This window comes from Paraburkholderia solitsugae (assembly GCF_013177695.1).
GTDB classification, from domain to species: Bacteria; Pseudomonadota; Gammaproteobacteria; order Burkholderiales; family Burkholderiaceae; genus Paraburkholderia; species Paraburkholderia solitsugae.
Map to the genome: position 1 here is coordinate 46,291 of NZ_WOEY01000095.1, position 13,805 is coordinate 60,095.

The 13,805-nt window shown below is 62.5% G+C and carries 11 protein-coding genes; 9 read left to right on the forward strand and 2 right to left on the reverse strand.

Annotation, left to right across the window (positions count from 1 at the left end):
* Positions 1-120: 120 nt before the first annotated feature.
* The 3 genes from GNZ12_RS24740 (at position 121) to GNZ12_RS45085 (ending at position 2,037) form a co-directional block, all read left to right on the forward strand.
* On the forward strand, positions 121-885 hold the full coding sequence (locus GNZ12_RS24740; protein WP_074287999.1) for an IclR family transcriptional regulator: 765 nt from the start codon (positions 121-123) through the stop codon (positions 883-885).
* A 236-nt stretch (positions 886-1,121) separates the two neighbouring features.
* Positions 1,122-1,874, forward strand: coding sequence for an IclR family transcriptional regulator (locus GNZ12_RS24745; RefSeq protein WP_172314631.1), 753 nt, complete (start codon positions 1,122-1,124; stop codon positions 1,872-1,874).
* 31 nt (positions 1,875-1,905) lie between these two features.
* Entirely contained in the window at positions 1,906-2,037 is a 132-nt protein-coding gene (locus GNZ12_RS45085; protein WP_268959053.1) for a hypothetical protein, read from the forward strand.
* 70 nt (positions 2,038-2,107) lie between these two features.
* Here GNZ12_RS45085 and GNZ12_RS24750 read toward each other — a convergent pair whose 3' ends face one another.
* Together GNZ12_RS24750 and pdxR are read right to left on the reverse strand one after the other, a co-directional pair.
* Positions 2,108-3,847: an IS1634 family transposase gene (locus GNZ12_RS24750; RefSeq protein WP_172314601.1), complete on the reverse strand. Its 1,740-nt coding sequence runs from the start codon at positions 3,845-3,847 to the stop codon at positions 2,108-2,110.
* Positions 3,848-4,007: 160 nt separating this feature from the next.
* On the reverse strand, positions 4,008-5,534 hold the full coding sequence (gene pdxR, locus GNZ12_RS24755) for a MocR-like pyridoxine biosynthesis transcription factor PdxR (protein ID WP_172314603.1): 1,527 nt from the start codon (positions 5,532-5,534) through the stop codon (positions 4,008-4,010).
* Between the two features lie 355 nt (positions 5,535-5,889).
* Between pdxR and tauA the strand changes: the two genes are divergently transcribed.
* The 6 genes from tauA (at position 5,890) to pta (ending at position 13,553) form a co-directional block, all read left to right on the forward strand.
* Entirely contained in the window at positions 5,890-6,891 is a 1,002-nt protein-coding gene (tauA, locus tag GNZ12_RS24760; protein WP_235993869.1) for a taurine ABC transporter substrate-binding protein, read from the forward strand.
* A gap of 32 nt (positions 6,892-6,923) precedes the next feature.
* Positions 6,924-7,739 (forward strand): taurine ABC transporter ATP-binding protein, encoded by an 816-nt coding sequence (locus GNZ12_RS24765; RefSeq protein ID WP_172314607.1) that lies wholly within the window; start codon positions 6,924-6,926, stop codon positions 7,737-7,739.
* A complete protein-coding gene (locus GNZ12_RS24770; RefSeq protein ID WP_172314609.1) occupies positions 7,732-8,652 on the forward strand; it encodes an ABC transporter permease subunit in 921 nt (306 codons plus the stop codon). Before GNZ12_RS24765 ends, GNZ12_RS24770 begins: the two co-directional genes overlap by 8 nt.
* 232 nt (positions 8,653-8,884) lie before the next feature.
* Positions 8,885-10,339 carry a phosphonoacetaldehyde dehydrogenase gene (phnY, locus tag GNZ12_RS24775; RefSeq protein WP_172314611.1) on the forward strand — a complete coding sequence of 485 codons (1,455 nt, stop codon included), beginning with the start codon at positions 8,885-8,887 and terminating at the stop codon, positions 10,337-10,339.
* A 170-nt stretch (positions 10,340-10,509) separates the two neighbouring features.
* Entirely contained in the window at positions 10,510-12,312 is a 1,803-nt protein-coding gene (gene xsc, locus GNZ12_RS24780) for a sulfoacetaldehyde acetyltransferase (protein WP_172314613.1), read from the forward strand.
* 203 nt (positions 12,313-12,515) lie between these two features.
* Positions 12,516-13,553 (forward strand): phosphate acetyltransferase, encoded by a 1,038-nt coding sequence (gene pta / locus GNZ12_RS24785; RefSeq protein WP_172314615.1) that lies wholly within the window; start codon positions 12,516-12,518, stop codon positions 13,551-13,553.
* Positions 13,554-13,805: the final 252 nt, after the last annotated feature.

A 13,805-nucleotide genomic window follows, 5' to 3' on the forward strand; every position in this document is an offset into this window, starting at 1 on the left:
TATCCCTTGCGCCAGGCCGGCGAGAATCGAAAAGTGCAAATTTCGGGACTTTCCATAGTCCCGAAAACTAACCAGACCGATGCACAATCCAACTTATAAGTACGACACTGAGGAGACAGCGTGGCGACTTCGAATCAATCGAATGCGGCAGCCGTGCGTGCATTTCGCGTACTTGAAACCTTGGCTGAGGCAAGCGGCCCGCTTTCCATGACGGATCTCGTCCATGCCCTCGAACTGCCCAAGCAGACCGTGCATCGGATTCTGGTGCAGTTGATGGATGCGTGGCTGGTCACGCGCAGCGCCGGCGACCGGCTATACGAGTGTTCACCGCGCGTGCGCATGCTGGCGGTCAATGTGCTGATGCATGCGGGCCCGGCCGCTGCCCGCCATGTGCTGCTCGAGCAACTGGTGGCCAAAATCGGCGAGACCTGCAATCTGACGATGCTGGCCGGCAACGATGTGGTTTATGTGGACCGGGTGGAAACGGAGTGGCCGCTGCGCATGCATCTTCAACCGGGTTCGCATGTTCCGCTGCACTGTTCGGCAAGCGGCAAGCTGTTACTCAGCTTTCTGCCCAAGGACAGGCGCGAACGGGTTATCGAAACTTTGCCGCTGCGCGCCTACTCCGAGCGGACGATTACGGATCGCGGCGAGTTGCGCAAAGAACTGACCATCACGCGGCGGCGCCAGCTCGCGATCAACAATCAGGAACATTTGCAGGGGCTCATCGCGATCGCGGTGCCGGTCATGCTGGATCGCAATCGCGCGTGCGCGGCCATCGCCGTTCAGGCGCCGGTCGGGCGGGTCGTACTCGAGGATCTGCTGGCCTTCCTGCCCGATCTGCGGCTCGCCGCGGAGGAAACCGCCAAGACATTCCGGCAGTAGTGCGGGCGAGATTGCCGGCGAAATACGTGCAGCGGCCCGGGACGCAGGGCCGAAAGCGAGTCCGCCACGCGTTCAAACGTGCATTCATGCTCCGAGGTGCCGCGCCGCACCGCATTCCGAAAAACGGGATGATCTGCGCTGAAATAGTGCTTTTAAATCACCTGATCCCAGCGAAAACCACCACCGGTAAGGCCACGCGGTACAATGACGCCGATCCATTTTCCGGAACGGCCCCCATGACTAAAGCGGATACCCCTACCCTGCGGGCGTTCGCCCTGCTCGAGCATCTCGTGCGCGCCGAAGGTCCAGTGTCGCTCGCCGACATTGCCCAGGACGTCGACCTGCCGAAGGCTTCACTGCACCGCATGCTGGCTTCGCTCGAGGCCGGCGGCCTCGTGATCCGCGAACCGGGCCAGAAAAACGCCTATGTGATAGGGCCGCGTCTTGCGCAACTCGGTCTGGGCGTCATGATGCATTCGGGTGCCCGCCGGCTGCGGCATGCGATCCTGTCGAACCTGGTTGCCGATCTCGGCGAGACCTGCAACCTCACCATGCTGCACGAAACCGAGGTGCTGTATCTCGACAGGCTCGAAGCACCCTGGCCGTTGCGGCTCGATCTCAAGCCCGGCTCGCGCGTGCCGGCGCATTGCAGCGCGAGCGGCAAGCTGCTGCTGGCCATGCTGCCGCGCGAACAACGCAGCGCCCTCGTCCGCACGCTGAAGCTCGAACGCTTCACACCGAACACCATCACCGATCCCGAACTGCTCGAAGCGGAGCTCGACCGCACTGCGCACAAGCGCATCGCTATCGACAATGAGGAATTTGTCGCCGGTATCGCTTGCGTGGCCGCGCCGGTGATGGATGAGAACAATACCTGCATCGCAGCGATCGCCGTTCATGCCCCGGTCTCGCGGGCGCCGCTGTCGCGCGCCCTCGAGTTCGTGCCGCGCCTGCAGGAAGCCGCTCAACAGCTCGCTAAAACGTTCTAGAGCGCTTTGGCAGTCGCTTGTGCGGTCGGTCATGGTCGCTCGCGGCACCGCTTTTGCCACCGCTTTTGCCACCGCTTTTGCCACCGCTTTTGCCACCGCTTTTGCCACCGCTTTTGCCACCGCTTTTGCCACCGCTTCTGCGATCGCTTATGGCACCGCTTAGCCCGAAGTTTGACTGGGCGCCCGAGCTAACCTGTTGAAGCGCTGAGAGATTTTCGAACCGAAGGGGTTGACTACTGGGAACAGGCGGGGTCGATGCCGAGCAGCGCAAAGGCTTTGCTCTGCAACGGTGTGGGACGGGTTGTGATGACGATCTTCGCCTGTGGATTGACCGGGGTGGAAGTGATGTTGTAGGTCAAGGTGGCGAGGTCTTGCAGCAGCGTATGCAGGCTATGCACGGGTAGCGCATCGTCGGTACGGTGGCGCGCGGCTTTGGCGTTGGCCCCTTCGGAGCGCGGCGTCGGCATCACCGGATTGGTGCGCTGATCACGCCGCGTTGCGAGGTCCTCATCGTCATGAAGCAGGGGCTTGAGCGCTTCGCGTAGATGCCACTCGACGTAGTAGGCCAGCATGCATAAAAACACGTGCGCGCGCACACGCGACTCGTTGAAGTGATAGATCGGACGCACGTGCAGATCGACAGTCTTCATCGAGCGGAAGGCCCGCTCGACCTGCGCCAGGCTCTTGTAGGCCAGGACCGTCTGGGCATCGGAGAACTGTTCGCTGGGCACGTTGGTGCGCAGTACATAGAGTCCATCAAGTGCGGCTTCGGCATCGATCTGCGCTTGCTTGCGGGTGAACGTAAAGCTGGTCTCGGTGATCTCCAGGTCGAAGTGCTTGGCCATCCGGTAGCGCTCGATCACGCGACCCACGCGCAAGCCAATCTTGTCCTGGCCGTGCAAGCGATTGCGGGTGCGCGCAGTGGCCTGCGCGATCGCGGCCAGTTCCACTTCGGTGGCCGCCAGCAGCTCGGCGCGCTTTCTGGCGCGCTCCTCGGCCAACGCCGGGTTGCGGCAGACCACCAGCCGCTCGCCCGGATAGCGCGCGCTGTCGAGTGCGATCAGGCCGTGCTCGTCGAACAGCGAAGGCTGCCAGGGGCCGCGGTCCTCGATCAGCTCGGCAATCTGTGGCGAGCGCAGCGCGGTGATCCAGCTCATGCCCGCCGGACGCAGCACCTGCTCGATCCGCGCGCAGGGGACCATGCCGCGGTCCCCCACCCACACCACCTGTGACAGGCCAAAGCGCTCCTTGAGCTTGTCGATCTGCGCGGCCAGCGTGGCCGGATCAGCGGTGTTGCCGGCAAACACCTCGACCGCTACCGGGCATCCATCCGCGCTGCACAGCAAGCCGAACACGATCTGCGGGTCGTCGCGTTTGCCGTCGCGCGAGTAGCCGTAGTGGGCGAGCGCGCAGTGCCGGCCGGTGACCCACGTCGAGGTGAGGTCATAGAGCACCAGCACGCCGTTGCCCAGATGCTGGCGCGCCAGGCTGCGCTCGATGCGCGGCTGCGCCACACCGAGCCAGTCCAGCGCGGCGTAGAGCCGCTCGGCCTCGAATGCGCCGAGTCCCAGCACCTGCGACAGCGAATGGGTTGCAGACTCCGGCTGCAAGTTGCGCCAGGTGGCGAGCTTGGAGCCCGGCTCCAACACGCGCGCGACCACCAGGGCCAGCACCAGCGAGCGCACCGGGGCGGGTGCGGGATCCAGCAGCTTCGCGAGACCGCAGCGCCGTGCGATACCGAGCACCGCGGCCACATGGCCATGCGGCAGGGAGCGCTCAATGCTCATCAGCGCCCGGGCTGACTCAACGGCGACGCCGCCCTTGAGCAGGATGCGCAAGTGCTCGATGAGTTGCGGATCCCAGTGGGACAGATTGGCGATCGTGCGTTTGACGACCTTGCCGCCTTCGCGGTAGCCCTCACGCAGGAGGATCGCGGGCGGAGAGTTCCGGTTCGGGACGGTCTCGATATACATGGGCTAAAGAATAGACAATCAACCCGGTAAATCAAGATGAAATCTCGTCGAAAATGCATCATTTACATGGGAACATTTAAGACACAAAAAATGGCGCAAAGGCGCGCCACTTCTTGCTCAGCAGTGGTTCAGGTGTTCAAACTTCGGCTTAGCCCGCCCCCTATTCCACAGGCTGCTGTGCGCGCACAAGCTCCGCTAGCAGACGCACGCCCGCATCGATCTTTTCCAGCTTGATGGCCGAAAAACCCATCCGGAAGCAGTGGTTCTGCTCCAGTCCGGTCATGAAGAAAACCCGGCCCAGCTCGATCAGAATGCCATGTGCCTGCGCATCCGCGGCAAGCTGTGTCGCATCGAGCCATGGCGGCCCTTCGACCCAGCACGACGCGCCGCCGCCCACCGGCACATAGCGCGCCTCCGGAAGATGCGCGTCGAGCGCCGCCATCAGCGCCTGAGCGCGCTCCCGATAGGCATGAGCGAGCCGGCGCAGCAGCGCATCGTGGTGCCCGAGCGCCAGAAAAGTGGCGAAGGCGCGCTGAATATACGCTGCAGGGTGGCGCACCATCAGGCGCCGCAGCGCGCGCAGTTCACGCACCAGTTCACGCGGCCCGACGATATAACCCAGCCGCAGCCCAGGCGCAAACGTCTTCGACAGGCTGCCGATATAGATCACCCGATCCGCCGTATCAAGGCTTTTCAACGCAGGGTGCGGCATGCCTGAGAAGTTGTTTTCGCTCTCGTAGTCGTCTTCGATCAGCACGAAGTCATGTTGCTGGGCCTGTTCCAGCAGCGCATGACGGCGCTCGATAGGCATGGTGGCCGTGGTCGGGCACTGGTGGCTCGGCGTCACATAGACGTAATCGCACTGCGCGAGCAGATCGGCGTCCTCAACCGGGCGCACGCCGCCGCCATCGACAGGCAGCGGCTGCAGCCGCGCATTGCGGTTCTCGAAGATATTGCGGGCATCCGGATAGCCGGGGTTCTCAAAGCCGATCGTGGTCCGCTCGCTCGCGAGCAGATCCGCGATCAGATAGAGCGCCTGCTGGCAGCCGATCGTCACGACGATTTCGTCCGGCATCGCAAACACGCCGCGCCGCGGCAGCACCCGCGTGCGGATCTGCTGGATCAGCGTATCGTCGTCGCGCTCGATCAGGTCCGGTGCCCAGTTGCGGATCTCCATGACCGACAGCGCTTTCATGCAGCATTCTCGCCAATCGTTGGTCGGAAACAGCGACTGGTCGAACTGTCCATAAATGAAGGGATATTCGTAGCTCAGCCAGTTGCCCGGTTTGACGATGTTGCGCTGCGAGGACGGCCGCCTGCGTAAGCGCTGGTCCCAATCCGGCCGCGCGAGCGCCTCATTGGCGGCCTGCCCTGGGACCGTCTGCAGCGGCGCGAATTCGTGCCGCCCTTCGAGAATGGCCGGATTGACGAAATGCCCACTGCGCTCGCGTGAAATCAGATACCCCTCCTCCACCAGTTGCTGGTAAGCGAGCACGACCGTATTGCGAGCTACACTTAATTGATCGGCCAGCTCGCGACTGGACGGCAACGCGTGATCCGGCAACAGTTGGCCGTCCAGAATCGCAGCCACCAGCATCTGGCGAATCTGGCCCTGGAGACTCATATTCGACTCGGGTGAACGCTGGAATCGTTGAGTCCATAGAGCAATCGAGGTGCGACTTGCCATGCTTTCTCCTGTTTTTTGTAGGCGGAGCCCGCTCGCACGAAGGCGGACACCGGCATTGTGGGCGCGCAAAAAAACGCCTGCCAGTCATCCCGGGCGGCTGCCGGCGACATCGGCGCAACGGCTCAGTCTGGTGCAGCGGTGTGGACTCAACGATCAGCCACGTCTGGCCCTAACCCGCAACATTTATTACTGACGATACTCGCATCACCCCTTTGCCGGCGATTGGGACAAGTCCCCGTCGGCGCGGGCTGGATTCACGTGTATTCGCGTACCTACACGGCCATTCTGGAGACCTAAGATGAGAAGCGATACCCCCCCAAAGCTGTCCCGCTGGTTCGGCCATCTCACGCGCCGTATGACGGTGGCGGCGCTCGCGGCGCTCGCCTGCGTGGCGGCGCCCAGCAGCTACGCGCAGGACAAGGAGGTCACCATAGCCTATCAGCAGATCGTCGACCCATGGGTCGTCGCGATCGCCAGCGGCTCGATCGAGAAGGAAACGGGCTACAAGATCAACTGGCGGCAGTTCGAATCCGGCGCGAAAGTCGCGACCGCGATGGCCTCAGGAGACGTGAAGGTCGGTGTGATCGGCTCGAGCCCGCTCGCCGCCGCGGTCAGCCAGGGGCTCGACCTGCAGCTCTTCTGGATTCTGGACAATATCAACCAGGCCGAAGCGATGGTCGTGCGCAATGGCTCCGGCATCACCAAGCCGTCTGATCTGAAAGGCAAGACGATCGGCGTGCCGTTCGTGTCGACGACGCACTATCACACCATGTTCGCGCTGCAGCATTGGGGCATCAATCCGTCCGAGGTGAAGATCCTCAACATGCAGCCGAACCAGTTGGTCGCGGCGTGGGAGCGCGGCGATATCGATGCTGCCTATGTCTGGGACCCGGCGCTTGCGGAGTTGAAGAAGAGCGGCAAGGTCCTGATTACGTCCGGCGACCTGTCGAAGCTCGGCAAGCCGACCTTCGACGGAATCGCCGTCGATCGCCAATGGGGCGAGGCGCATAAGGACTTCATGGCCAAACTCGTGAGAGCCATCGCGGATGCGGACGATCAATACCGCAAGAATGCCGCGCAATGGAATGCCACCTCGCCGCAGGCCGCAGCCATCGCCAAGATGATCGGCGGCTCACCGGCCGACGTGCCGGAGTCGCTCTCGCTCTATGCCTTCCCGACGCTCCAGGAACAGGTTTCCTCGCAATGGCTGGGCGGCGGCAGTGCCGGCCGCGCGACGTTCGCGCTGAAAGACACCGCCAATTTCCTGAAGGATCAGAAACAGATCAGCGCGGTGTTGCCCGATTACTCGAAGTTCGTGACGCCGGTTTATGCCGAAGCGGCAATGAAACTCAAATGATGTAGCGCGGTTTTGTCGAATCAGGAGGCAACATGGAAAGCATGAGAGTCAAGAATGTGAGCGTGGTCTTTCCGGGCCGCAAGGCCGGCCAGACGGTGCATGCGCTCGACGACATCAATCTGACGATCAACTCGGGCGACTTCGTCGTCGCGCTCGGTGCATCGGGTTGTGGCAAGACCACCCTGCTCTCGCTCATGGCGGGGTTCATCGCGCCGACCAGCGGCGAGCTACTGCTCGGCGGTTCGCCGATCGCCGGACCGGGCGCCGACCGTGGCGTCGTGTTCCAGAAGCATGCCCTGTTGCCCTGGCTCAACGTGATCGATAACGCCGAGTTCGGCCTGAAGCTTCAGGGCGTGCCGAAAACGCAGCGGCGCGAGATCGCAGCACGCAATCTCGCGCTGGTCGGCTTGCAGGACTTTCACAAGCACATGATCTATCAGCTCTCCGGCGGGATGCAGCAGCGGGTCGGCATCGCCCGCGCGCTGACCTGCGACCCCGCCATGTTGCTGATGGACGAGCCGATGGCCGCGCTCGATGCGCTGACCCGCGAAACGATTCAGGAACTGCTGCTCGATGTCTGGACGCAAACCAGCAAGATGTTCTTCTTCATCACGCACAGCGTCGAAGAAGCGCTCTTTCTGGCCAGCCACCTGGTCGTGATGTCGCCGCGTCCCGGGCGCATCACGCACACCTATGAGCTGGATTTCAATCGACGCTTTCTGGAAACGCGCGACGCGCGCGCCATCAAGTCGAGCCCCGATTTCATCGAGATGCGCGAGCGCGTACTCAGCATCATTTACGGCGACGAGAAAATGCACAGCGCCGAAGCCGAGGTGACACATGTTTAGTTCAAAACGGGCTCATGCACTTGCGCATGGCCATCACGCCCCGCTGGGATCCGACACGCCGATCGAGCCACCGCGCACACCCGGCCGACGTCCACGGCTGCTCGCCAAGAAACCCGCCAAGCCAGGCGACACATTCGGCGTACCCGGCCACGGCAGCAGCGTCGTCGCGAGCCTCGTGACGGTCGCCGTATTCATCGGACTATGGTTTGTCGCGACCAACCTTCACTGGATCAAGCCGCTCTTTCTGCCATCGCCGCAAGCGGTGTATGCAAAGTTCGTGTTTGTGGCCACGGAGGGTTTCGCCGGTTCCACGCTCGTGCAACATACCGGCATCAGCTTGCTGCGCGTGTTCGGCGCCTTCGCGCTCGCCTGCGTGACCGCGATTCCAATCGGCGTGATGATGGGCGTCTCGCGCTTTGCGCGCGGCATCTTCGATCCGCCCATCGAGTTCTATCGTCCGCTTCCGCCGCTCGCCTATTTGCCGCTCATCATCATCTGGTTCGGCATTGGTGAATTCTCCAAAGTCTTTCTCATCTACCTCGCCATCTTCGCGCCGCTCGCCATCGCCGCGCGATCCGGCGTCCGTTCCGTGTCGATCGAGCAGATTCATGCAGCCTATTCGATGGGCGCCTCGCGCACCCAGGTGGTGTTGTATGTGATCCTGAAATCGGCGTTGCCGGAAATTTTCACCGGTATGCGGATAGGCATTGGCGTCGGCTGGACGACCCTGGTCGCCGCGGAAATGGTGGCGTCGACAAGTGGTCTCGGCTTCATGGTGCTCAACGCTGCGGAATTTCTCGCCAGCGACGTGGTGATCATGGGCATTGTCGTCATTGGCTTCTTTGCTTTGTGTTTTGACTTGTTGATGCGCCACCTCGAGCGCGTGCTGGTGCCGTGGAAAGGCCGGGTTTGATTGGGTAGCACGATCGACTGAGAGCGGCCCGACAGCGGCCGCTTTCGCCCCACGGCGCGGGATGTCGCCTAGCTGATCGGGTTCGAGGCGCAAACCGCGACGAGGGGGAATGAGCATCAGTGCCGTACAGCGCCCCACGCCAGCTTGGACTCAGCGATTGGCGGCGGCTGGTACTACGCGGCTAGCGGTGCCCTCCGCAATACTTCAGCTGTCGGTTATCGCTGGAGGCAGTATGAATTCGATTGCGGAAGTACCGGGATTGCAGGTGCGTCATGAAGCGCTGCGCATCGGCGGAGAAAAAATCCGGCGCGCGGAGATCATTGAAGTCTTCAATCCCTATACCGGCGAATTGGTCGGCACGGTGCCCAAGGCGACGCTGGCCGACGTGCAACACGCCTTTGCCTGGGCACACCAGTATCGTGCGCGGCTCACGCGCTACGAGCGCTCACAGATCCTGCTGCGCGCGGCGGACATGGTCCGTCGGCGTACCGAAGAAATTGCCGATCTGATCACCGCCGAGTCCGGCCTGTGCAAGAAGGACTCGCTGTACGAAGCAGGCCGCGTCGCCGACGTCATGACGTTCGGCGCCAATGAAGCGCTGAAGGACGACGGTCAGGTGTTTTCCTGCGATCTCACGCCGCACGGCAAGAAGCGCCGCGTCTACACCCAGCGCGATCCGTTGCTCGGCGTCATCTCCGCGATCACGCCGTTCAACCATCCGATGAATCAGGTTGCGCACAAAATCGTGCCCTCCATCGCGACCAACAACCGCATCGTCGTTAAACCCTCCGAGAAGGTTCCGCTGTCCACATACCTGCTCGCGGACATCTTTTACGCAGCCGGCCTGCCGCAGGAAATGTTGCAGGTCATCACCGGCGACCCGAAAGACATCGCCGACGAACTGATCACGAACGAACACGTCGATCTGATCACCTTCACGGGCGGCGTGCAGATCGGCAAATATATCGCCAGCAAGATGGGCTATCGACGCGCGGTGCTCGAACTCGGCGGCAACGATCCGATCATCGTGATGGAAGACGCCGATCTGGAAGAAGCCAGCACGCTCGCGGTCTCCGGCTCCTACAAGAACTCCGGCCAGCGTTGTACCGCGATCAAGCGAATTCTGGTGCATGAGGCGGTGGCCGACCGTTTCGTCGACCTGCTCGTGCAGAAGTCCCGGGCCATCCGTTATGGAGACCCCGCCGATCCGGCGACCGACATGGGCACCGTCATCGACGAAGCGGCGGCGAAATTTTTCGAAGCTCAGGTGAACGATGCGATCAGTCGCGGCGCGACCTTGCTGCTCGGCAATCTCCGCAAAGGCGCGCTGTATTCGCCGACGGTTCTCGATCATGTGAGCCCGGACACGCCGCTCGTCAAATACGAAACCTTCGGCCCCGTGTCGCCGGTAATCCGCTTTCGCGATATCGACGACGCGATCCGGATTTCCAATTCGACTGACTACGGGCTCTCGTCGTCGGTCTGCACAAATCGCCTCGATTACATCACGCGCTTTATCGCCGAACTGGAGGTGGGCAGTGTGAACGTGCGCGAAGTACCCGGTTACCGGCTCGAGTTGACGCCGTTCGGCGGCATCAAGGATTCGGGGCTTGGCTACAAGGAAGGGGTCCAGGAAGCGATGAAAAGCTTCACCAACGTGAAGACCTATTCGCTGCCGTGGGATTGAGTCACACGCCAATGCGTTCCACGCAGCATCGCATTAGTTAATTTTCGAGACAAAATGTACCGTTTACATTGCATCACCTATTGACCATCACAGGTGCATGCTCTACATTTTAGATAACCACTTTTCGGAACAAATTGTTCCGGTTTCACTAAACATCGGAGACAGCCCTCATGAGCGATCACACCCCCATCAGCGGCCCGCAGGCCATGACCCCGTCAGAAGCGTTTGTCGAAACCCTGGCCGCGAACGGCGTGACCGACATGTTCGGCATCATGGGTTCGGCCTTCATGGACGCCATGGACATCTTCGCGCCCGCCGGCATCCGCCTCATCCCCGTGGTGCACGAGCAGGGCGCCGGCCACATGGCCGACGGTTATGCTCGCGTATCTGGCCGCCATGGCGTGGTGATCGGCCAGAACGGCCCGGGCATCAGCAATTGCGTGACCGCCATCGCCGCGGCCTATTGGGCGCACAGCCCTGTGGTCATGATCACGCCGGAGGCGGGCACCATGGGCATCGGTCTCGGCGGCTTCCAGGAAGCGAAGCAACTCCCCATGTTCCAGGAGTTCACCAAGTATCAGGGCCACGTCACCCATCCCGCGCGCATGGCTGAGTTCACCGGCCGCTGCTTCGACCGCGCGCTGGCCGAGATGGGCCCGACCCAGCTCAACATCCCGCGCGACTACTTCTACGGCCAGATCAAGGTAGAGATTCCGCAGCCGCAGCGCCTTGACCGCGGCCCCGGCGGCGATCAACGCCTGAACGAAGCGGCCGACCTGCTCGCCCAGGCCAAATTCCCCGTCATCATCTCCGGCGGCGGCGTCGTCATGGCCGATGCGATCGAGGAATGCAAGGCGCTTGCCGAGCGTCTGGGCGCGCCGGTCGTCAACAGCTACCTGCACAACGACTCTTTCCCCGCCGACCACCCGCTGTGGTGCGGCCCGCTCGGCTATCAGGGCTCCAAGGCCGCGATGAAGCTGATCTCGCGCGCCGACGTCGTGATCGCGCTCGGTTCGCGTCTGGGACCGTTCGGCACGCTGCCCCAGCACGGCATGGACTACTGGCCGCAGAACGCCAAAATCATCCAGATCGATGCCGACCACAAGATGCTCGGTCTGGTGAAGAAGATCTCCGTGGGCATCTGCGGCGACGCCAAGGCCGCCGCGGTTGCACTCACGCAGCGCCTCGAAGGCCGCACCCTCGCCTGCGACGCCTCGCGTGAAGAACGCGCTGGCGAAATCGCCGCCGAGAAGGCGGCATGGGAGAAGGAACTGAATGGCTGGACGCATGAGCGCGACCCCTACAGCCTGGACATGATCGAGGAGCAGAAAGGCGAGCGCACGCCCGGCGGCGGCACCTATCTGCACCCGCGCCAGGTCTTGCGCGAGCTCGAAAAGGCCATGCCGGAAGACGTGATGGTCTCCACTGACATCGGCAACATCAACTCCGTGGCCAACAGCTACCTGCGATTCACGAAGCCGCGCAGCTTCTTCGCCGCGATGAGCTGGGGCAACTGCGGCTACGCGTTCCCCACCATCATCGGGGCCAAGGTGGCCGCCCCTCATCGCCCGGCTGTCTCCTATGCCGGCGACGGCGCGTGGGGCATGAGCCTGATGGAAACCATGACCTGCGTGCGTCACAACATTCCAGTCACCGCGGTGGTCTTCCACAACCGGCAATGGGGCGCCGAAAAGAAGAACCAGGTCGACTTCTACAACCGCCGCTTCGTCGCGGGTGAACTCGACAACCAGAGCTTCGCCGGCATCGCGCGCGCAATGGGCGCCGAGGGTGTCACGGTGGACCGGCTCGAGGACGTCGGCCCTGCGTTGAAGCGTGCGATCGATGCACAGATGAACCACGGCAAGACCACCATCATCGAGATCATGTGCACCCGCGAGCTCGGCGATCCGTTCCGCCGCGATGCGCTGGCCAAGCCCGTGCGCCTGCTCGACAAGTACAAGGACTATGTTTGATCCGTCCGTTGTCTGACGGTCCGGGCGCCGGGAGATGAATTCTCGCTGCCCGGCGGGCCGGAAACGGGATTTCCCCTGCCGTTTCCGGCCTCTTTGTTTTCGGCTGTTTTGTTTTCGCGCCGCATTCGTTGGCTGCCTGCTTCGTTTCCTGCCGCCTTCGTTTGCTGCCCCCCTTTTTTCAACTGTGACCGCCGCCGAGTGCCATGAAAGCCATCAACCGCATCATCGAGCGTGCCCGCACTTCGCAAAGACGCATCGTGCTCTGCGAAGCGGAAGATCCCCGCATGCTGGAAGCCGCGCAACGCGCCACGCGTGAAGGCATTGCCCGCATCGTGCTGGTGGGTCCGAGCGCGCACATTCGCGCAGCGGCTGCCGAGCAAAACATCGAGCTGTCCGGCATGGAGTTAGTAGACCCCGCCGTCTCGCCGCTCGCCGAGTCCTTTAGTGAGGAACTCTTCGCACTGCGCAGCAAGAAGGGCATGACGCTGGACGAAGCAAAGCAGGAGATCCTGAAGCCCCTCTGCTTCGCCAACCTGATGGTGCGGCTCGGTCACGCAGATGGCTCGGTGGCCGGCTCCGTCCACACGACCGCCGACGTGGTCCGCACGGCGATCCAGATCATCGGCATCCATCCGTCCTTCAAGCTGGTGTCGAGCTTCTTTCTGATGATGCTGTGCGAGCCCTTCCACACGCTCAAAGGCGGACTGATTTTCTCCGACTGCGGGCTGGTGGTGGACCCGGACGCGGGTGAGTTGGCCCAGATTGCCATGGCGGCGGCCGACAGCGCGCAAAGCCTGCTGATGGAGGCGCCGCGCGTGGCCATGCTGTCATTCTCGACCAGCGGCAGCGCCCGGCACGCGGCAGTCGACAAGGTCGTAGAAGCGACGCGCCTGGTGAGGGCCCAGCGCCCGCATCTGGCGATCGACGGCGACGTGCAACTGGACGCGGCACTCGTCTCCGAGATCGCCATGCGCAAGATCGAGCATTCGCAGGTGCAAGGACACGCCAACGTGCTGATTTTCCCCAGCCTGGAGGCGGGCAATATCGGCTACAAGCTGGCTGAGCGGATCGGCGATGCGAAGGCAATCGGCCCGTTGTTGCAGGGTCTGAAAAAGCCGGCCAACGATCTTTCGCGTGGGTGCAGCGCGGACGATATCTACTTCGTGATCGCGGTGACTGCTGTGCAGGCGCAAACCGCAGAAGCACCGTTGGATACACAGACCACGCCGCTCGCGTCATAACCGACTCGTGTTCACGGCAACCTCGACCACGCATTCGCTATTCGGCGCGTATAACGGACAACTGCGCGCCGACGTGTGGACACAACCAGCACGCTCGCCGCGCCGGCGCCGGCCGCAATAGAGGCTTGACCGGGATTCGTAAAAAATCCGCCACATCTCAGTCTAAGCAGCTGATTTGAATGCAAAATCGATGGTCGGATCGAGCGGCGGAACGGGGCGTAGGAGATCCAGCAGATAGTCCCCAAACCGGTT